At 54.2% G+C, this 19,432-nt stretch carries 15 protein-coding genes and 2 tRNA genes; 8 read left to right on the top strand and 9 right to left on the bottom strand.

Annotated elements, in window-relative coordinates; genetic code table 11:
- On the bottom strand, positions 1-846 hold the full coding sequence (locus tag VI895_07645; GenBank protein ID HLG19671.1) for a hypothetical protein: 846 nt from the start codon (positions 844-846) through the stop codon (positions 1-3).
- Between the two features lie 271 nt (positions 847-1,117).
- Positions 1,118-2,176, bottom strand: coding sequence for a selenide, water dikinase SelD (gene selD, locus VI895_07640; GenBank protein ID HLG19670.1), 1,059 nt, complete (start codon positions 2,174-2,176; stop codon positions 1,118-1,120).
- A gap of 99 nt (positions 2,177-2,275) precedes the next feature.
- Between selD and VI895_07635 the strand changes: the two genes are divergently transcribed.
- Positions 2,276-7,111: a protein kinase gene (locus VI895_07635; GenBank protein HLG19669.1), complete on the top strand. Its 4,836-nt coding sequence runs from the start codon at positions 2,276-2,278 to the stop codon at positions 7,109-7,111.
- Here the strand turns inward: VI895_07635 and VI895_07630 are convergent.
- Entirely contained in the window at positions 7,101-8,666 is a 1,566-nt protein-coding gene (locus tag VI895_07630; GenBank protein ID HLG19668.1) for an adenylate/guanylate cyclase domain-containing protein, read from the bottom strand. The genes VI895_07635 and VI895_07630 overlap by 11 nt on opposite strands.
- Positions 8,667-8,717: 51 nt before the next feature.
- On the opposite strand from VI895_07630, the gene VI895_07625 reads away from it, so the two are divergent.
- Positions 8,718-9,458, top strand: coding sequence for a DUF547 domain-containing protein (locus VI895_07625; GenBank protein ID HLG19667.1), 741 nt, complete (start codon positions 8,718-8,720; stop codon positions 9,456-9,458).
- Here VI895_07625 and VI895_07620 read toward each other — a convergent pair.
- The 4 genes from VI895_07620 to VI895_07605 all read right to left on the bottom strand — a co-directional run bounded on the left by VI895_07620 (position 9,455) and on the right by VI895_07605 (position 12,377).
- Positions 9,455-10,327 (bottom strand): aminotransferase class IV, encoded by an 873-nt coding sequence (locus VI895_07620; protein ID HLG19666.1) that lies wholly within the window; start codon positions 10,325-10,327, stop codon positions 9,455-9,457. The two genes, VI895_07625 and VI895_07620, sit on opposite strands and share 4 nt — an antisense overlap.
- Before the next feature lie 11 nt (positions 10,328-10,338).
- Positions 10,339-11,055, bottom strand: a complete 717-nt coding sequence (locus tag VI895_07615) for a ZIP family metal transporter (protein ID HLG19665.1) — start codon at positions 11,053-11,055, stop codon at positions 10,339-10,341.
- 581 nt (positions 11,056-11,636) lie between these two features.
- Positions 11,637-11,990, bottom strand: coding sequence for a PilZ domain-containing protein (locus tag VI895_07610; GenBank protein HLG19664.1), 354 nt, complete (start codon positions 11,988-11,990; stop codon positions 11,637-11,639).
- An 18-nt stretch (positions 11,991-12,008) separates the two neighbouring features.
- Positions 12,009-12,377 (bottom strand): VOC family protein, encoded by a 369-nt coding sequence (locus VI895_07605; GenBank protein ID HLG19663.1) that lies wholly within the window; start codon positions 12,375-12,377, stop codon positions 12,009-12,011.
- 268 nt (positions 12,378-12,645) lie between these two features.
- Between VI895_07605 and VI895_07600 the strand changes: the two genes are divergently transcribed.
- On the top strand, positions 12,646-13,137 hold the full coding sequence (locus tag VI895_07600; GenBank protein ID HLG19662.1) for a hypothetical protein: 492 nt from the start codon (positions 12,646-12,648) through the stop codon (positions 13,135-13,137).
- Between the two features lie 257 nt (positions 13,138-13,394).
- Here VI895_07600 and VI895_07595 read toward each other — a convergent pair.
- Positions 13,395-13,468: transfer RNA gene (locus VI895_07595), tRNA-Gln, on the bottom strand.
- Between the two features lie 72 nt (positions 13,469-13,540).
- Positions 13,541-13,828: a hypothetical protein gene (locus VI895_07590; GenBank protein ID HLG19661.1), complete on the bottom strand. Its 288-nt coding sequence runs from the start codon at positions 13,826-13,828 to the stop codon at positions 13,541-13,543.
- A 340-nt stretch (positions 13,829-14,168) separates the two neighbouring features.
- Between VI895_07590 and VI895_07585 the strand changes: the two genes are divergently transcribed.
- From VI895_07585 to VI895_07565, 5 genes are all read left to right on the top strand, one after another.
- Positions 14,169-14,243 (top strand) — tRNA-Glu (locus VI895_07585).
- Positions 14,244-14,605: 362 nt separating this feature from the next.
- A complete protein-coding gene (locus VI895_07580; protein ID HLG19660.1) occupies positions 14,606-15,172 on the top strand; it encodes a hypothetical protein in 567 nt (188 codons plus the stop codon).
- A gap of 259 nt (positions 15,173-15,431) precedes the next feature.
- A complete protein-coding gene (locus tag VI895_07575; protein ID HLG19659.1) occupies positions 15,432-16,268 on the top strand; it encodes a Bro-N domain-containing protein in 837 nt (278 codons plus the stop codon).
- 660 nt (positions 16,269-16,928) lie between these two features.
- Positions 16,929-18,104 carry a cation:proton antiporter gene (locus tag VI895_07570; GenBank protein HLG19658.1) on the top strand — a complete coding sequence of 392 codons (1,176 nt, stop codon included), beginning with the start codon at positions 16,929-16,931 and terminating at the stop codon, positions 18,102-18,104.
- On the top strand, positions 18,101-19,432 hold a 1,332-nt coding region (locus VI895_07565), incomplete at its 3' end, for a potassium transporter TrkG (GenBank protein ID HLG19657.1). The genes VI895_07570 and VI895_07565, both read left to right, overlap by 4 nt.

Genomic DNA, 19,432 nt, shown 5'->3' with positions numbered 1-19,432 from the left:
CTAAGAAAATCGGTACAAGAACGAAACCATAGCCATCGGCCCGGCCGCCCCTCGGATGAGATCGGCTTCGGAAAACATCTGCCGATTCGAAAAACCAAACTTTGTCTGAAGATGGGAACTCCACTGAACCGCAAGATCTGCGCTCGCCGTCAAAATATACGCTGAGCCCAGGATTTTTTCCCGACGAAACGCCCCGTCGGCGCGAGCCAAAACGCAGTCCAAAATAAAGCGGATCCGGTCGGATATTTGAACCGATCCTTCGAAACCGCCGGACTGCTCGATCTGCATGCCGTAAATACCGGTTGCTGAACTTCCACCGCGTACATCTTGGCCCCCCCGAGCGGTGACGCTTACGATGCCCGCATCCTTCCGCAATCGAAACGTGCCGATGGGGTGGACATCATCGGTCCCCAAGCTTTGCGATTGGCAACGGGCGGCGCCCAAGGCGAATTCTATCCACAGTCCTTTTCCCAGCTCCTGCTTCCAGCCCTGAAGAATCGAGTACGCCGATTCCCGATATCGATCGACCCAACCGTCGGTCCCTCCAATTGACTCGATTCCCTGATGGCTGGACAACGATTTGAGCTGAGTGAACCAATGAGTTCCGCGATCGGCGTCGACTTCCAGGCGAAGTTCGACTTGGTGTTCCAACATTTGGGTCGTGGGAGAACCCAAAAACCGCTGTGGAAGTGAATCGGTATCGACGACATAAAGGCGGCTTTGTTCCGAGAGTCCGAAGCTGAACTTTCCCAGTTCCTGAAATCCGAATCGATCGGTTTGAAGTACGCGTCCTTGATCCAACGACGTTTGTCCGTACAAGACCGCTGGGTCCGGTCGATTGAGCATCTGATTGGAAGGATTTCCGGGAAATTCGGTGGCAACCGAAAAATCACCGGCGAAAGTGACGGAGACCTGACCAAGGATGAGGACAAAAGGAAAAGCGAAGCTCGAACGCGACACGAAGACGCACTAGTGCAACGGTCACGCCCGGATGAAATGGGTTGGCTCTTGCCTAACCGGCTGTATCTATTTGAGTATTTCTTCCTTGGGTGGTGCATTATGACGCCGATTTCCAGCGCACACGTGCCTATTGCCCTTATTCCTCTCGAAACGAGGACTAAGCGACTACTCGGAGAAATGGGTCTCCATCGCTGACGCCGCCGATTCGGCGGGCGAGAACTCCTCGGTCTCCCAAGCGCTTCAGGAGAGAGGCCACCAACTTTTCATTGATAAAGATCGCCAAGCCTCCCGAAGTCTGGGGATCGAAAACGAGGAGCTGATCTTCGCGGGAGATTTTTTCATCAAAAGAAATCATCCCGAAAGCCGCCTGCTCGTTCGCAAACGTGATTCCGGTTTTTATTCCCTCGGTGGAAAGTTCCCTCACTCGATCGAACAAGGGAACCTCGCTTAACCGCACTTCCGAAGCCACACCGCTCCATTTCGCTACGTTCAGGAGATGAACGGCGAGGCCGAACCCCGTGATGTCGGTCGCGGCGCCGGCGTTCAACTGCACCATGATTTCGGCCGCCTCTTGATTCAGCGCGGCCATGGCGGAGATGGCCGGCTTCAACTCCGTTTCCGTGATCTTTTCCTTTTTTAGCGCCGTCGAAAGGATGCCCGTGCCGATCGGCTTTGTGAGGACAATCGCGTCTCCCGGCTTAGCGCCCCGATTTGATTTAATGTTTTTGGGATGAATGACCCCTGTGGCCGCGAGGCCGAATTTCAGTTCTTTGTCCCGAACCGTGTGGCCTCCCACCACCAGCGCACCCGCTTCCGCGACCTTAGAGAGTCCTCCCTCCAAAATCGCCGATAAAGTCTCCTTCGCCAGCTCCTGCTGCGGAAAGCAGCAAAGATTTAAGGCCGTGATCGGCTTCCCCCCCATTGCATAGATATCGCTCAACGCATTAGCCGCGGCGATTTGGCCGAAGAGAAACGGATCGTCCACGATCGGCGTAATGAAATCCGCCGTTTGCACAAGAGCCAGGTCGTCATTCAATAGGTAGACGGCGGCGTCGTCGGAGGTTTCCAGACCTACGAGAAGCCGCGGATCTTTTCGCTGGCCTAGTCGGCCGACAATGTCGTGCAGGTCCACCGGACCCAACTTAGCGGCTCAACCACTGCTGGTGGAATGCGCCGTAAGCCGGACGTGCGGACCTTGGTCGTTTCGCCGGTTCACGCCGGATATCGTACCCGCGGGCGGCCTGGTGGCGAACCTTTCTCTTTCCCGCAACCCCGATACTATTATGATGGCCGGTTGAATAGGCGAAGAAGAATCATGCAAAGCGCTAGATGGATGCTTGTTCTGGGCTGGAGCGCCCTTTCACTTTTTGCCGTTTCTTCGGCGGAAGCGGCATTGCGTGTCGCGGTCGCGCCGATTCGCGGCGACGCTCGTTACCCTCTCGCCATGGGCGGTCTTCGCCAGGTCTTGACAAGCGATCTCGGTCAAACCGGTCAATTTGAGATTCAAGAGCTCGATATTCCCGAAAATCAATTAACAGCGTCCAACCTTCCGAACCTGGCATCTCGAATTGCGGCGGATGTCGTTCTCATCGCTTATTTTGTCGAGGGTTCGCCTCGTTTCACCGTAACCCTTCGAGCCTACGACGTTCAAACCGGCTACAACCTGGGAAGCCGCGACGTGGCCGGAAGCTACGGTGAAATCAAGGTCGTCCAGGACCGATTGCTCGCCTCCGCGTTGGAGCTTCTACGAATTCCGATCACAGAAGTTCAGCGCGCGGCCATCACCAAAGTTCATACCAAGGATATGGGAGCCGTCGTTGCACTCGGCGAGGCTGAATCCGCCATTCGTGACAAGAACTCTCTGGGGGCGATCGAAGGATTTGCCAAGGCGCGCGCGCTGGACCGGCAGTTTCGGGCGCCCCAGTTTCAACTTGAACGGTCGGCCCCCGCACTGGTCCAACGTCTGACCAACGCCAGCGAAAAAGGGCGGGCGCTCGCCTTTATGGGCGACGCAAGCCAGTCGATGGCCCTTTTTGACGAAGTTCTCAAGAAGAATCCTGCCGAGGTTTCCGCATTGGTGGGAAAAGCGGACCTGTTGCTGCAAACGGGAAGAGCAGGCGAATCGGTTCAGTTCTACAAACAGGCGGCCACGGTCGATCCGAAGAACGCGGCGGCGATCGTCGGCTTGGCCCGCGCGTATCAGGAGATGGGTAATAGCGCCGAGGCGCTGGCCACGTATGAACAGGCAAAAAACCTCGGGGCGACGGAACCGGAAATCTACGAGTCGTTGGGCTCCCTTTACGCCGCCCGGCGCCAGACGAAAGATGCGGCGGAAGCGTATCAAACCGCCGGAGAGCTGGCTCAACGGGCGGCCAAACTTCAGAGCGCCCAGCGGTACTACGCACGCGCCGGCCAGTTGGCACCGTCGGTTCAGGCCATGCAGCGTGAAGCCGAACTCTTTATTACGAGCGGCGAACTCGAATTGGCGATCACGACCTTGACCAAAGCTCTCATTCTGGCGCCAGAGAACGACGGCATTTATTCCCGTTTGGGATACGCCTATTTCTTGAGCCGCCAGCCGGGCGAGGCGATTCAGAAACTTCGCAAGGCTTACAACCTCAACGCCGAGAACTACGAAGCCAACCTCTACCTCGGCATTTTGCTCCTCGAAGAAAGGGAACAGCGCACCGAAGCGATCAGGCACCTTGAGAACGCGGCTCGACTCCGCCCGGGAGACGCGGATATTCAGTACCGCTTGGCCCAAGCGTACATGTTGGATCGCCGGGTCGGGTCCGCCATCACGCTTCTTCAAAAAATCACTCAAGCCCACCCCCGGGAGGCCCGCGCGCATATGGAATTGGGCGACGCCTTCTTTACGGGTGAAGATTACGCGCACGCCGAAGAGGAGTACCTCCGAGCCACGGAGCTCAATCCCGACTATCAAGAAGCGTATGAAGCGCTGGCCCGATGTTATCTCAAACTGGGGAAACGGGACCAGGCGCTCGATCTGATTCAAAAAGTCTATGCGATCGACGCCACGGATAACGTCTTCGTCCGCGAGGGGACTTCCCTTCTCGCCGGCATGACCTCCAAAGAGCTGCTTCAGATCTGCCTGATGTTTCCGAAAGTGGTGCCCGTCGCCACCGGAAATGCCACGATCAACCAAGTCACGGTCGTGCGGGTTCAGGAAAACAGGTCCCTGGCCGGGCGTATCGCCGATTTATTCCGCTTTTACACGCTGAACGAAGGCCGAATCCGACGCGATCTCGAGTTCGCCATGTTGGCACAGTACCGTGTCGTCCCCGTGGAACGCCTCAAAGGCTTCACGGCGGGGACCATGAAAAAGGACGTTTTTACCGTAGACGGCTTGGCGCGCGACGCCGCCGCCGCCAACTCCCTGGACGGTATTATTGGATATGAAATCACCGGCGTGTTTCCCCAAGACCAGGTGGCGGAGGTGGCCATTGATGTCTCCCTCTATTCGGTGCCGGACCGAATGCGCTACAACGTTCCCAATCGAGCGGCGCTTCCGCGCGTGGCCTATCCACGAACGGAGATTCTCCGATTCAACATTTTGGCGGTTTTGTACAGCGCCGCCGCCTTGGCCCTATTGTTGACGCCACTTCTGTACGTGACCGTCTACCAATCGAGGGTACGCGGCAAGGGTCACCTGCGGGTCGTGATCAATTACGATCCCAAGCTGGAAAGTTTCCTCACGCTGAAACTTTCGAAGAAACAGGAGAAGGAGCGCGACTCGCGCGTCATCCTCGTAAAAGACCAGGCCCGGTACAACAAAAGAAAATACAAACAGCTTTTGCAGCAGAAAGGAACCTGGGTTCGAAAGATGGTCGGACGGACCACGCTGTTCGAAAAGGTCCCCGCCAGCTCCTATTACTGCTATCTCTACGGAACGATCGAAGACACCAAAGTGACGAAATCCACGATTGGCAACTATTTCATGGTGCAGCGGGTCCTCATCGAAAAAGACAGGACCAACGAAATCGTCTTTCAACTGGAAAAAGAAGAGGCGTTCGTCACCGTCTTCGTTCGTAAAGGGGAAGAAGACATCAACGGCGCGGAAATCCGGGTGGAAGGAGATCCGGAAGTAAAGTTCTCGCGCGGAGCGACGGGGGCCTTCGTGTATCTCAAGCAGGGCAAACACAAGATCCGCGTTACGCACGGAGGACGGACCGTCGAACAGGCGGTCGACATCTATACGCTGGACGACAAAGTGGTGAACATCGATTTGCAGACGGCGGACGAGGCCGAACAAGCGGCCATTGGGGGGAGGGAACTCACGGAAGTCGCCCAGCAATTCGAGGAACAGGGGAGGAGCGAAGACGCCGCGCGTTTGTATGAGAAGGCCGGCGCGGCGGATCGGGCGACGGAAGTGCGCGCCCAGGCCATGATGTCCGAGGGTAATCTGGAAGCGGCGGCCGAGGAGCTGGTGAAAGCGCGCGAGTTCATCAAAGCGGCCGAAATTTATTCGGGCATGGGGAACATGGAGAAGGCCAACTATCTCTACGGACTCCATTGTTACCAAGCGGGTGAATTTCCAAAGGCCGCGAAATACCTGGAAAACAGCAACAACCACGCGCTCCTCGCCAAGATCTACGAGAAGATGGGAGATAAGAAGAAGGCCCAAACCGCGATCGCGCATGTCTATTTGCAGAAAGGCCAGAAGATCGAAGCGGCGCAGGCGTTCGTCCACGCCGAATGTTGGGTTGAAGCCGCAGAGATTTACGAATCTCTCGAGGATTTCTCCAAGGCCGCGCTCCTCTATGTAAAAGACGGAAATTATTCCCTGGCCGGAGACCTGTTCATGCGCGCCGGGGACATGAAAAAAGCGGCGATGGCGTTCGAAAAAGGGGGTCTGAACGAGCAGGCGATTTCCACCTATCGAGATCTCGGAGAGATGGACAAGGTCATTGAGCTGATGGTACGCGATGAACGATTTTACGAAGGGGCCCAGCTCTATCAACAACAAGGCCTCGTGGACGAAGCCATCGCGCTTTGCCAGAAAGTTCCATCGTATCACACGGACTATCCGCGAACGCGGCTTCTTCTCGGCCAAATCTTCGTCGAAAAGGGAATGGACGATCTGGCTCTGAAAACGTTTACGGAAGCGAAAGAGTCGACCGCCGTCGAGTTCGATTTGGATAGTTCCTACGCGTACGGAATGCTCTTGGAGAGGAAGGGTGAATACTCTTCGGCTTTGGATGTTTTCGACGAGCTTTTAAAGCGCGATTTTCACTACAAGGACGTCAGCGTGAAAGTCGGCGAGTTGAAGCAAAAGGTCGAGGCCCGGAAATCGCGCGCACCTTCGGCGACTGCCTCTGAAACCATTTCCGGCGAAACGCCGCAGCGAGAGACCCGTTACGAGATTATCGAAGAACTCGGAAGAGGCGCGATGGGCATCGTCTACAAGGCGAAGGACAAAATGCTCGATCGAATCGTCGCCTTTAAAACCTTACCGCATACGTTAAAGGACGACCCTCAAGCGTTGGAAAGCCTTCTCAAGGAGGCCCAGACCGCCGCGAAGCTCAATCATCCCAACATCGTCACCGTTTACGATGTAGGCCAGGAGAACGGCAGCTACTTCATCGCCATGGAGTTCCTCCAGGGAAAAACGCTTCAGCAGGTCTTAAAACAGGTGAAGAAAGTCGACCTCCCGAACTTCCTCCATATCGCGAAGGCGCTCTGCGACGTGATCGGATACGCCCACGAGCAGAAGGTCATTCATCGCGACATCAAACCTTCCAACATTTTGCTGTTGCCGAATCGATCCGTAAAACTGATGGATTTCGGCCTCGCCAAAGTTCTTCAAGAAATGTCGATCGATAAAACGATGCTGCGCGGAACCCCCCTGTATATGTCGCCCGAGCAGGTCCTGGGCAAAGACATCGATCAGCGAACGGACATTTACTCGATGGGGGTTCTCTTTTACGAAATGCTCGCCGGAACGCCGCCCTTTTTCAAAGGGGACATCATGTACGCCCATCTTCACACGCCGCCCCCGCCCTTGGCGCCGCAGGCCGAGGGGGTTCCCGGCGCGATTACCGACGTGGTGATGTCCTGCCTTTCAAAAGACAAAGCGGGGCGTCCCTCCACCGCTCGCGATATCATTAAGGTCCTAGCGGCTATGGCGTAGCGGGGCCCAGGACGCGGAACACTTCCATCTCGCCGGACTTCCCTTTAACTTTCACACCGGAGACCTTTTCGAGCCTAAAGAGTCCTTCCACCAGTTCCGCCGTGCGTGACCCGATCGTCACGACGTTCGGAGGGGAGACCCCCTCCAATCGGGATGCGACGTTCACCGCATCGCCTAAAACGGTGTACTCCATTTTCTTTTCCGATCCGATGTTTCCGGCCACAACGCGGCCGGTATTGATTCCCACACGGATGTTAAAACGCTTCCTCTCGTCGATCTTTTCCCAGAAACGCTTGAGCGTTTCGATCATCGCAAATCCCGCTTGAACCGCGTTGGCGGCGTCGTTGCCGTGACTTTCAGGGGCACCGAAAAGCGCCATGATGGCGTCGCCGATAAATTTATTGAGCGTCCCATGGTGGACCATAATGACATCGACCATCCGCTGAAAATATTCGTTCAACAACTGCGCGAGTTCGTTCGGTTTGAGGCGTTCCGAAAGCGGCGTAAACCCCTGAATGTCCGAAAAAAGCACGGTGACTTCGCGTTCGTCCACGGCGAGAGCGCTCTCGTCGATGCTGATCCCTTTGGCCGAAAGCATTCGGACGACCTCGGGTGAAAGATGCTTCTCCATCAGCGAGATCGATTCTTTGAGCTTCCGGTTTTCTTTGAGGACCGTGCTTCGTTCCATGACGCCGCTCGCAAGCCACGCCATGGTCTGAAAGGTTTCAAGATCTCTCCCCTCAAACGGCGTCTGTTCGAGCGAACGATCCCCGTAAAGCCATCCTTTGACTTCGCCGTCCGCCATCAGCGGCGCAAGCAGCACGGATCGTTCCTCCGCACTTTTCCTCAATGGACTCGGAACGGCGGCCCGCACCGCAATCGCTCCGCGACCCGCTTTTTTCAGCATCTCGTCGGGCATTTGGAACGAGGGACATCGCTTTCCTTCCTTCCGCGAACGAGCGATGGACAGTTGTTCTCCGGCCGACCACAGCACTTCCACGCGATCCGGAGAAAACGCCTGGAACAAAATGTCCACCAGCTGGGAGGCGACATCCTGAGGAGGGAGCGCGGTGAAAAACAGCTTTGCGGCCTGTGAGGCCGCTTTTTGGAAAGTCTGACTCTCGATCGCTCCCAATCCGGACAGGTGCCGAACCGACGTCGGCTCTTCATGGCTGATTTCATTCTCCTCTTCCAAAGCGAAAGCGGGAGAATCGGGAATCGATTCGGCCATAATCTCGCGAGCCTTGCTGGCGTCGGTCTGAAAAACCAGGACGGTTGATCCGATTCGAACGCGGTCCCCTACACTCAAAAGCGTCCGTTCGATTCGGCGGTCGTTCACGAAGAGTCCGTTCCGGCTACGGAGATCGGCCAAAATCAGCCCCCCCGATTCCATCTCCAGCCTGGCGTGCTGACGCGACACCTGCTCATCGGCCAATACCAAATCGTTGTCCAGAAGGCGCCCAATCGTGAACGGAAGCTTTTTCACCGAAATGACGCGCCCGGCATCTCGCCCTTCAAGAATCAAAAACGCCGCTTTTGGCTTTCCTTGGCTCACGGAGAGAAAATCCTATCAAAAATGACGAAAGAGTCCTTACAATCCTCCCCTATGAGACTTATTCCCTTTGGTACGGTGTTCCTGACTCTATTCTCGTTGAGCGCGCAAGCATTGGAGCAGGACGGTTCGGCTTCATACGCCAAGCTGCTCCACGCCATCGCTGCGGAGGATGGCGTGCGATGGAACAAATTCGGCTCCGCCGAAAAAAAGTGGCTCGATGAAACCATGGCGTGGCTCAAAAACGCCCAGCCGGGCGCCGCGGAAAAGAACGAGCAACTGGCGTTTTGGGTGAACGCTCACAACGTATGCGTCATGAAATTGATCAGCGATCACCTGCCGATCGACGACGTCATGAAGATTCAAGGATTCCGCGATCGCTTGACCTGTGAAATCGTGGGGGCTCCGCGCACGTTGATCGACCTCGAGAGCGGCGTCATTCGCCCGTTGTTTCAGGACCCCCGCGTACACTTCATTCTTTGGTGGGGAGTTCGGGGCTCCCCCCGCCTTCTTGCGGTTCCCTACGATGCTAAAACGATCGAGACCCATCTGAGCCAGGGGGTGGAACGGGCAATTCGAAATCCGAACTATGTCCGAATCGAAAAGGACGCCAAGAAAGTTACGCTTTCACCGATTTTCGACTGGTACAAATATGATTTTGGCCCAAAGGATACGGACGTCTTAACTTTTATTCGAAGCCGGCTCCCCAAGGGGGACGCCAAGCATATTCCCAAAAAATACTCGCAGGTCGCTTTCGCTACGTTTGATTGGACGTTGGATCAATCGAAAAACTAGCGCGTTCGACGTTCCACTTCTTCTCGCCAGACTTCCATGAGCCGATGGGTCATCGGCCCTGGCGAGCCTTTCCCGACCTCTTGGCCGTTTACTCGGGCGACCGGCATTAATTCTTTCACCGTACCGGTGAGAAAAATTTCATCGGCCGCCAAGAATTCCTTTTCGTTAAAGTCCGCTTCTTCAAACCGGATGCCGCCTTGGGTCATGATTTCCTTGAGAAGACCTCTCGAAATCCCTTCCAAAATCCCCGCTTCCGCTTTCGGTGTCTTCACGACCCCGCCCTGCACGATAAAAACGTTGCTGGTGGTGCCTTCCGTTACAAAACCATCGGCGTTCAGCATCACCGCATCGTCCGCGCCACGGTCGCGGGCTTCCATGAGGGCCAGCACGTTGTTCATGTAGTTTCCCGACTTGATGTTCGGATCGAGCGCCTCGCGTAAATTTCGTCGAACGGAAACCAACGCGACGTGGATCCCCGGATCGTAAAAGCTTTTTGGAAAGGTTTTGATCTGGTCCACCAAGAGAACCAGTTGCGGCCGGAGATGGTTGCCGGGTGCCAAGTCGAACCGAATATCTTCGCCCCGGCTGACGACAATCCGGATATACGTCTCGGAATTCGACGCCTTGCTGATGCATTGGTTGATGTGATCGCGAAGCTTTTCCAACGTAAACGGGACCTTTAAACGAATCCGCTCGGCCGACCGGCAAAGTCGTTGAAAGTGGCGATCCAGAAGAAACGGAACCGAGCCGCGGTACGTCCGGACAACTTCATACACGCTGTCGCCGTACAGGAAACTCCGATCCATAACGGAAACCACCGCTTTTTCCGGCGGAACGATCTCGAAATCCAAGCTAAACAGCTTTCCCATCTTCCTTTCTCCTATCCGCCGATCCAATGTCCGGCCATCGCGAGGCCGATGCCCAGCAAAAAGAGGAAGAGCCCGGCGAATCTATGCCCCCCGCTGTGATGCATTTCCGGCAGAAGATCTCCCGTCGCGATTTGAAGGAAAATCCCCGCGGAAACCGCGACCGCGGCGCCGATCACCTTCTGGCCGAACGGCTCCAATCCAACCAGAGCGATGACCGTTCCGATCGGCACCATAACGGAAAAAACGGCGAGATACGTTAAGACCTGCGCCTTGCTCCGGTGGCCGAGGATCAGAAGGCTGGTCAACGAAAACGATTCCGGTCCTTTGTGAGCCAACGTGGCGAAGAAAACGGCAAATCCGAGCCCCGGAATCAACAGAGACGAGCCGAGCGCCAGGCCGTTGATCAACGAATGCAACGAAAGTCCGAAGAAAGCCGCCAGACCGACCCGATGGTAATCGCAGGCGTCCTCTTCGCACGGATGCACCATGATGAAGCGCTCCAGAAGATAAAGCGTCAGATAGCCGACCAGGACAAAGAGACCGACCTTGTCTCCCAGAAGGTGGGCCGATTCCGGAATCATATGGAGAAAACAGACTCCCAAAAATATCCCGGCCGAGAAACTGATGATCAAGCGAACGGATTGCCCGTTATCACGCCGCCATCCGGCAAACCATGCGGCCATCCAGATCACCAGTACAATGAAACCGTTGTAGAGAATGGCCGCCATGAGGAATTTTCGAGCGGCGATTGGTAAACCAAAAGCCTTCGTCAGTAAAGAACAAGGGCCGAAACGACACCAGTTCAGTTTCTAAAAGGGACCAAATTCAAGACTCGTTTCCGATAGCAAATCGGCCTTTTGTTTTTAAGCCATTGAGATTGCTTGATAAAATGAGTTCACGTTCCGTGGCACGGTCGATGCTCTTACGTCAGACCGAGGGGAGAACGGGAGAACGAAAATGAAAAAGAGCGATCAAATGAAAAAGCGGCCCTTCGGTGAATGTGAATACGTGGTCTGCCCGCTGGTGTTGTAGGCATGAAAACGTTGAACCGAGCGTTCGAGAGATTATCCACAGGTTCTGGGGAAAACTGGTGGGCGATCTCTCTCATTTTCACCTCAACCCCCATTCCAACAAGGGGTCGAACAAATTGCCTCTTTTTTAATCACTCCCAACCGTTGTATAAATTCAGTGACTTACGTCAGGCTTTCACCTTCTCAATCTGAAAGAATCGAATCCAGCTTAGGAATGATTATTTATCCACACCTGTGGATAATTTTTTCACCGTAAATGTATTGTCACCTATGTCAGTTCACCGAATTTTGGAAACGCCTTCAACGTATCGGCGTATCGCTTCACGAAAGTCCGGTTCCATTTCCACAAATTCCAGAGCAAATAAAGGTGACGTCGCTCCCAGATCGACGCGCACGACTTTCCCCTGAGCGGTGACCACCACGTCCGCATTCGGAATTTTGAATCGCATTCGGATTTTGGAACCCACGCCCGGTAACGGCCGCCTATCTTCCAGGGCCTGGGCGTCGACCGAAAGGCCGGACTCCGAAATGTTTTGGGCGTAACCAAAACCGAGCGTATTTGACCCGGCAAAGCCTTCGACGTTCATCGACACCGGGACCCTAGCCGCGCGCCTTTTTTCGTTCCGTGCCACTAGGAGACCGGTCTCGCGTTATTTCGCCTTATGGCACACCGCTTCGATATTATTGCCGTCAGGATCCAAGACGAACGCTCCGTAATAATTTTCGCTGTACTGAGGACGTGGGCCCGGCTTCCCGTTGTCTTTTCCTCCCGCCGCTATCGCCGCGGCATAGAATTGATCCACGCCTTTGCGGTCCCGGCTGGTGAACGCCACATGAGTCGCGCGGGTCAACGGTTCCCCTTGGATGACCCACAAAAAGGATTTTCCGTCCGCTCCGAAGCCCCCCATCGTTCCCTCGTACTCTTCGTTGAGCTTGAGTCCCAAGGGTTTCAGGGCTTTCTCGTAGAATGCTTTCGTCTTGCCGTAGTTCGTGACGCGTATGCAGATATGATCAATCATGTGTCTGCTCCTAACACACCCGTAGGAAAGTCTCAAAACTTAGAAATAGCCATGATGCCTGGCGGCAAAAGGACCAGCGAAGGTCGCACCCCATTTGGGCCGAAGTTAGAACGTTTTTCCAGAAGAAAATGAGTGCTGGGGACGCAAAAAGCGTCCTGACTCCTGCGTCGCGGTAACGCTTATTGCAGCGCCAGCTGGCTATTTGCCGGGAAAAGTCTAAAATATCAAATTTCGCTTTTTACAATCTTTTCCATAAAGGAGCTGAAGAATGAAAATTATAGCGAGTACATTTCTGGTGTTGGCATTGGTTGGTGTTGCTTCGGCCGAAGAACAGCCGGCGACAAAAACAATGACCACAACGAAAATGGAGAACTGCGGCGAAATGATCCAGTCCTTGATTCCGCTTCCAACGAAGTTCGAGGAATTGATGACGGCCGTGGCCGATGGTTTTGAAATGCACGCCAACTGGATGGCAACAAGCACGGACAAAAACGCCAAGGCCGAAGGTTCCCATTTGAAAAAGCTCGCAGCCGATCATCGGAAGGTAGCCAATCAAATGTCGAGAATTATTAATGACATGGAAAAAAGCGCAAAGATGAAGCCGGCTCCTCACGATATGTCGACGGCCGATCCGAAGGCTGGTGAGGTCATGATGAAACGGGCAAAGCTCGAGCGCGAAATGGCCGCCCTGATGATTCAGGACGCCGAGAAAACCGAAAAAATGATCGCGACGATGAACGAAAGAAGCGCCGCGAAGTAACTCCTGAACCTCATTTAAAAGGCGCCAGCCTGGCGGGATTGCTCCGGCAAATCCGCTCGGCTGGCTCCGGGCCAAGGATTCGAATGACGCTCACACTCGGCCACGCCTTCCTCTTTCATCCCAATGCCTCGAAAACCCGGCGTCCCAGTTTGATTCGAGCGTGTTTCCACTTTCACCGCGGCTTGCCTCGCGTTGACGACGCCCTCACCGGACCCCAGGCCAAATTAAAAAGGCCGGTAAAGCCGGCCTTTTTAATTTGGCTCCGGGCCAAGGATTCGAACCTCGATAGGCAGGTCCAGAGCCTGCTGTCCTACCATTAGACGAGCCCGGAACAGCCGACTGTTTTCGCGGAATCAGCCCGGGATGTCAACCGCAGGAAACACGGTAAAGTTTCTAAAACGATTTACTCGGACGAAAAACGAGCGGTTTCGATTTCATTATTTGCGAACCAGGAAACGAGCGATTGGATAAGCTTCGCAACCTCTTTGTTGTCCAATGAAATGACCGGCTCGCCATGGACCAACTTTGTCGCTGAATCAAGTCCCCCCGCTGCGTAATGGATCGACACCTCTTCCCCGGGAAGCGTGCCGTCGCAAACAACCGAAAGCTCTTCTATTCGGGAGGAGGCACTGTTCAGCGTAATCAAGAGAGACGTATTCTCAATGTCAGAGGTCGGTACTTTCCATTTCACGGCGAGCGCGCAAGGACACTCTCCCTGATCGACATGAGCCGTAAGATCTGACGTAATGTCTCCGACAGATGCTTCAATATTCTGAAATAGAGTAAGAATTCCTATACCGATTCTTTGTACTGCTTCGTTACTTGTCGAAGAAATTGGAAAAACGTTTATTTGAGCATTTGCTGTATTCGCGATGGCCACGCTCAGAACCACGAGCGAACAGGATATGAAGGCACGAAATCCTGCCACAGGACGTTGTCCATAACACTCGCGAAGAAACTCGTCAAACGGAGTTGACAATAAGAAGATCTGTGTGATTCAACCGCCACTTCATATTCTGAAGAAGCTTAACGGTCCCATCGTCTAGGGGTTAGGACGGAGCCCTCTCAAGGCTCAAACACGGGTTCGATTCCCGTTGGGACCGCCAAGTGTAGCTAAGTAGAACCCCTCTACATGACCCCACACAGGTTCGACTCCCCACTGAAAGGTGCCATGAATCCTTTGGAAATATTTTTTGAGGGTCGTGGCCCCCCCCCCCGGTAACACCCTTGTGCAATGTATGTCGTAAAGAGGCTGTTAAACGATCGCGCCCTTTGATGGAAAAAGTGGTGGAATGGCAGACGTGCTAAGATGAAACTTTAAATGCTAGCATTGTCGTGGGAGTTCAGGTTTTCCCTTCGTATCACCATAGAAGTGTCAATAACGGCTGGTGTACGTGTCAGGTTTGGGCGTCCTGACATATTCCCGGGCTCGAATCTGCTTGGTACAAGGCTTGCTATATTACCCATTATGATAGTCGAACGTAAGAAGACGGCTCTTTTATTGATACCTTTCGTGGTGGCGATGAACGCCTGCATGTCTGGTCCCGATAGTGAGTGTTCCCTTGGAGAAGCAAAATGCGAAGGCTCAACAGCGTATTCTTGCGTCAGCGCCAACGACGACTGGTATGATTACAATATTTGGTCAAAGGAAGATTGCGGAGAGAAATTCTGTAAGGTTACGGGTGGTTCGGCTGTCTGCAGTTTTTCCGACTCGCCCGATCCTCTTTGTGATTCGAACTCCTACTCACATGTATGTGATTCGAGCGTTATTGTTACCTGTACTGGTGGGTACCGCATTGAGGAAGAGGACTGCGGTGCCGGTTTTTGTGTTTCCGACGGTTTCTGCGCACTCGCGTCGCTGGAAGATGCCAATTGCCAGGATAGGTGTCCCGATTCCATTTCATACTGTGAATTCTGCGAAGACAACACCATAGTGTCGTGCCGAAAAGACTACCGCATCAGTGAATTTGATTGCGGAGTGAACACCTGCGTCGAAGGTGTATTTAACGATGAACGTTACGCGAACTGCACATAGGTAACAGCCTCTTCATTCAAGATCGTACAACCAAAACGCGTTAGACTTTTTGGCACTTGTCTCGGCCAACTGACCTCAGCGCTCGGCGAGAACAAACCGAGCGGTTCGTTTTCAATCCAGGGGGACATTGAAGGGCACCTTCTTATCCCCCAGCGAAAAGGAAATACCAAGAAGCGCACTTGGAAAATTATTCCTTTAGGAGGTTTTCAAAAAAGTCGCTTGATGCAATTGAGGGTTGTAAGATCCCCAAGCTTTTCAAATGGCGGACGAGAATAAATTGGTTGTTTTCAAGGGAAAAAACATTCGCCGGAGTCTTCATGCCAACGAATGGTTCTTTTCCGTTATCGATATTGTCGGAGCATTAACGGATAGCGATAACCCCCGCCGCTACTGGTCAGATCTCAAGCGTAAGCTCTTGGAAGAAGAAGGGTTTTCCCAGTTGTACGAAAAAATCGTACAACTGAAATTGGAATCATCGGATGGGAAAAAATACGAGACCGACACGGCCAACGCTGAGACTCTTTTCCGCATCGTCCAATCCATTCCCTCTCCCAAAGCCGAACCTTTCAAACGGTGGTTGGCGCGGGTGGGTTATGAAAGGGTCCAGGAAATTGAAGACCCTGAATTGGCTACAAAACGAACTCGCGCGCTCTACAAAGCCAAAGACTACCCGGATGATTGGATTGAAAAGAGAATGCGTGGGATTGCCATCCGTGAAGAGCTCACTGACGAATGGCAAAAAAGAGGTGTAAAGGAAGACCGGGAATTTTCGATCCTAACAGCGGAGATCTCCAAGGCTACTTTTGGAATGACTCCCAGTGAATACAAGGGACACAAAGGACTCAAACGCGAAAACTTAAGGGATCACATGACGGACTTGGAGCTGATTTTCTCTATGCTAGGAGAAGCTGCGACGACTGAAATTACCCGAAACCGTGATGCACAGGGCTTTGGTGAAAATAGACTGGCCGCTCAAAAGGGCGGAAAAATTGCGGGTGACGCTCGCAAAAAGCTCGAAGTTGAAAGCGGTCGGAAGGTCGTATTAAAGAAGAATTACCTACCAAGAAGTAAGGAAAGTAAAAAATTGGGGTCGTAGTCGCTCCGAACGACCATAGATGTAGGGTTCAATTAGCTACAAGTGGGGAGCGCCATAGCTAGCCAAGTAGAACCCCACGTTACAATAATATTATGGTCATCGACGCACCGGCTTCGAGTCCCACAGGGCTCGATTCACAGGAGATTCCGAGTCTATACCAAGATGTAGGGTTCAATTACCTACACACTGAGAGCGCCATTTGAAGCGTCGCCGCACCTACTTTGGAAATGTCGGTTGTTTACGTTTCTTGTGCTATGAAACCCCGAATAACCGTGATCGAAGAATGTAGGAGGTAACGAGTTGGCTACAAGAGCACAGCAGTTCAGATTCAACGCGGAGCGCACATCCAAACCACCCCGACCTCCGAAACCCCGAAAGGCAAGGCGTGATGTTCCGGTGGACACCTCCCTTCCCGGAGTAAGCGCCACAAATCGAAAGGCGGGAGGCGACTCCACCGCCGCAAGAAATCGTTCTAACCGGGCGGCGTTGAAGGGGGGCGCACGATTGGAGGATTCCCGCTCGGGAAAACCTTCCCGAAAATCGACCCGTAAAAGCCAGGGAAGGGTTAAGAGAACGACCAATCTTCAACTGCGGGCCATTCGAAAAGCTTCGTCTCCGCAAGGCAGAAATCTTAAGGGTCGCCGGTAAGATAGGGAGTTCATGTCCGCTTCATCCCCCTCTTCTCCCGAACTCCTATATGTGACGGTTTTATTCGGCCTGTTTGTCATCCCGAGAGTTCTTCAGCGCTTTCGTGTTCCCACGGCGGTTACATGCTTTCTCCTTGGGAGCATTTTTGGAGCGGGATTCGGATGGTTTCAGATGGACGCAACCATTCGATTCCTGTCCCTTCTGGGGATTGTGTCTCTATTTCTATTTGCCGGATTGGAAGTGGATTTTGGGGAACTGCGCACGGGCTTCAAAGTGGTGCTTCAACACTTGATCCTGTTCCTTCTCGGCGTGGCTGTTCTGACAGCGCTGGGTCAAGCGTTCCTCGGTCTGAATCTTCGGCCTGCGATCATCGTGGCGCTCGCTCTCCTCACTCCATCCACGGGGTTCATTCTTGACTCCCTGCCGATGATGGGGCTTCAAGGGAACGAACCTTTCTGGGTGAAAAGCAAGGCGATCGCCACGGAAATGGTGGCATTGATCGTCTTATTTGTGACCTTGCAGTCTACGACATGGGGCCAGTTTTCGGCTTCACTTTTGATACTTGCGGCCATGGTTTTTGCCCTTCCCAGTCTATTTCGATTTTTTGCCCAGCGGATCGCGCCCTTCGCCCCCAAATCCGAATTCGCATTCCTGCTCATGATGGCCATTCTCTGTGCGTTCATCACTCGAAAGCTGGGCGTCTATTATCTCGTGGGCGCGTTTGTGGTGGGACTGGCCGCCCGCCGGTACAGGGAGTTCCTGCCGGCGGTCGCATCCGAACAGATGCTTCACGCCGTGGAGGTGTTCGCCTCGTTTTTCATTCCCTTCTATTTCTTCGGTGCCGGGCTGGAATTGCAAAAGGAGGATGTCGGCCTCGGTGCACTGGGTCTGGGTATTCTGTTTCTCTTCGTCTTGATTCCGGCGAGGATTTTGTGGGTGGCCCTTCACCGCAAACTGGCCTTAAAGGAGTCGATGCTTCACGGAATGCGCGTATCGATGTCCATCGTTCCGACGCTGGTGTTTACCCTTGTTCTGGCTCAGATCCTTCGGACACGTTTTTCGATTTCACCGGTCCTATACGGGGCCCTGATCGTTTACGCGCTGGTCACTACGTTGGCGCCCAGCTTTCTTTTGCGCCTCCCTCCGCCCGACTTTGATACGCCGGAATTGGATCAGCTGCCCACATGAAACGTCCGATCGGGGACCTTCCGAAGAAATACTGGGCCATCGCCGCAGGAGCAGCCGCGTATCTTGCGGACCTAATCCATCCCACCTGGATCACCGCGCTTCCCGTGCTTGCGCTGATGGGCTATGCCCTCTTCCGGCAATTTCGCTCGCCCGTGCAATACGTCACGGGAGACCGGTACACGCGCATAACCCGACTCGCTCTCCTGTCCATCGCGTTTCTATTCTTTCTCGCACGGGCCTGGGCCTTTGGGCGTGATTTCCAGTCAAAGGAGGCGATCATCGGACTGGGAAAGACGCCGGGCGCGTATGCATTTGATCTCATATTCTTGGCTACCCTGACTCTTTCCTGGCTTCTCGGCCGGCTGACCGCCCGCGCCTTCCTCTTTTTCAAAACCATCTGGCGGCGCCCGGCGGCCGTTTTGTCGGGGAGCTTCGCGCTCCTCATCGCGATCGGCGCGATGCTTCTCATGCTTCCCGTTTCCTTGCAGAGGATCGAGGACGTTTCCTTCGTCAACGCCCTCTTCACGGCCACAAGTGCGGTGTGTGTCACCGGACTGACCGTCGCCGATATTTCGACCACGTATTCGGTCTTCGGACAGGTCGTGATTCTCGCGGCGATCCAGTTCGGCGCCATAGGAATCATGACCGTGGCGGCGATGGCCTTTTTTTTGAGCAAGGAGGGAAGTTTGGTTCCGGAGCAACGCCTGCTCACCGTACTGGGAGCCAACAGCCTTCGCGATCTCCACCGAACCGTTTGGACCATAGCGATCGTTACGCTGGTCTTGGAGACCGTCGGCGCGGCGGCCCTCTATTTTTTGTTATCCGGCGATGCTCGATTACGAGGAGACAGCGCGATTTTTGTTTCCATCTTTCATTCCATCTCCGCCTTCGCGAACGCGGGGTTTTCCCTTTTTCCGGACAACCTGGAGAGTTTTAGGCGGGATGCCGCCGTACAAACCGTGATCCTGCTGTTGGTCTCCGCCGGCGGGCTCGGATTCCCCGTACTTTGGGCCCTTCTCGGAAAGTGGACGCGGGTCAAATGGAGAATCGTTCATGAGATCCGTCTTCTTTTAGGCGCTCGTGTCGCCCTAAAGGCCAGTGTGTTGCTCGTCATTTTCGGGGCCGCCGCCTTCAGTGCTTTGGAGTCGTCGGGAGCCTTTCTCTCCCTCGACGCGCCCGAACGCATGTTGGCGGCATTATTCACGTCCGTGACTTCCCGAACCGCGGGGTTCCACTCCGTTCCCATCTCCGCCATGCAGCCCGCCAGTCTCATGGTTCTGATGCTACTGATGTTTATCGGCGGTTCGCCGGGCGGCACGGCGGGAGGG

The sequence above is a fragment of the Bdellovibrionota bacterium genome (assembly GCA_035292885.1).
In the GTDB taxonomy this organism is placed as follows: Bacteria; Bdellovibrionota_G; JALEGL01; order JALEGL01; family DATDPG01; genus DATDPG01.
The sequence above is the reverse complement of the archived record's forward strand: the minus strand, read 5'-3'. Positions and strand labels throughout refer to the sequence as shown.

Excerpts from the sequence above, each read along its gene's own strand:
- VI895_07580 (HLG19660.1), top strand. The coding sequence starts at position 14,606 with ATGATAGTCGAACGTAAGAAGACGGCTCTTTTATTGATACCTTTCGTG.
- VI895_07635 (HLG19669.1), top strand. The coding sequence starts at position 2,276 with ATGCAAAGCGCTAGATGGATGCTTGTTCTGGGCTGGAGCGCCCTTTCA.
- VI895_07615 (HLG19665.1), bottom strand. The coding sequence starts at position 11,055 with ATGGCGGCCATTCTCTACAACGGTTTCATTGTACTGGTGATCTGGATG.
- VI895_07625 (HLG19667.1), top strand. The coding sequence starts at position 8,718 with ATGAGACTTATTCCCTTTGGTACGGTGTTCCTGACTCTATTCTCGTTG.
- VI895_07605 (HLG19663.1), bottom strand. The coding sequence starts at position 12,377 with ATGATTGATCATATCTGCATACGCGTCACGAACTACGGCAAGACGAAA.
- VI895_07600 (HLG19662.1), top strand. The coding sequence starts at position 12,646 with ATGAAAATTATAGCGAGTACATTTCTGGTGTTGGCATTGGTTGGTGTT.
- VI895_07620 (HLG19666.1), bottom strand. The coding sequence starts at position 10,327 with ATGGGAAAGCTGTTTAGCTTGGATTTCGAGATCGTTCCGCCGGAAAAA.
- VI895_07645 (HLG19671.1), bottom strand. The coding sequence starts at position 846 with ATGCTCAATCGACCGGACCCAGCGGTCTTGTACGGACAAACGTCGTTG.
- VI895_07570 (HLG19658.1), top strand. The coding sequence starts at position 16,929 with ATGTCCGCTTCATCCCCCTCTTCTCCCGAACTCCTATATGTGACGGTT.
- VI895_07575 (HLG19659.1), top strand. The coding sequence starts at position 15,432 with ATGGCGGACGAGAATAAATTGGTTGTTTTCAAGGGAAAAAACATTCGC.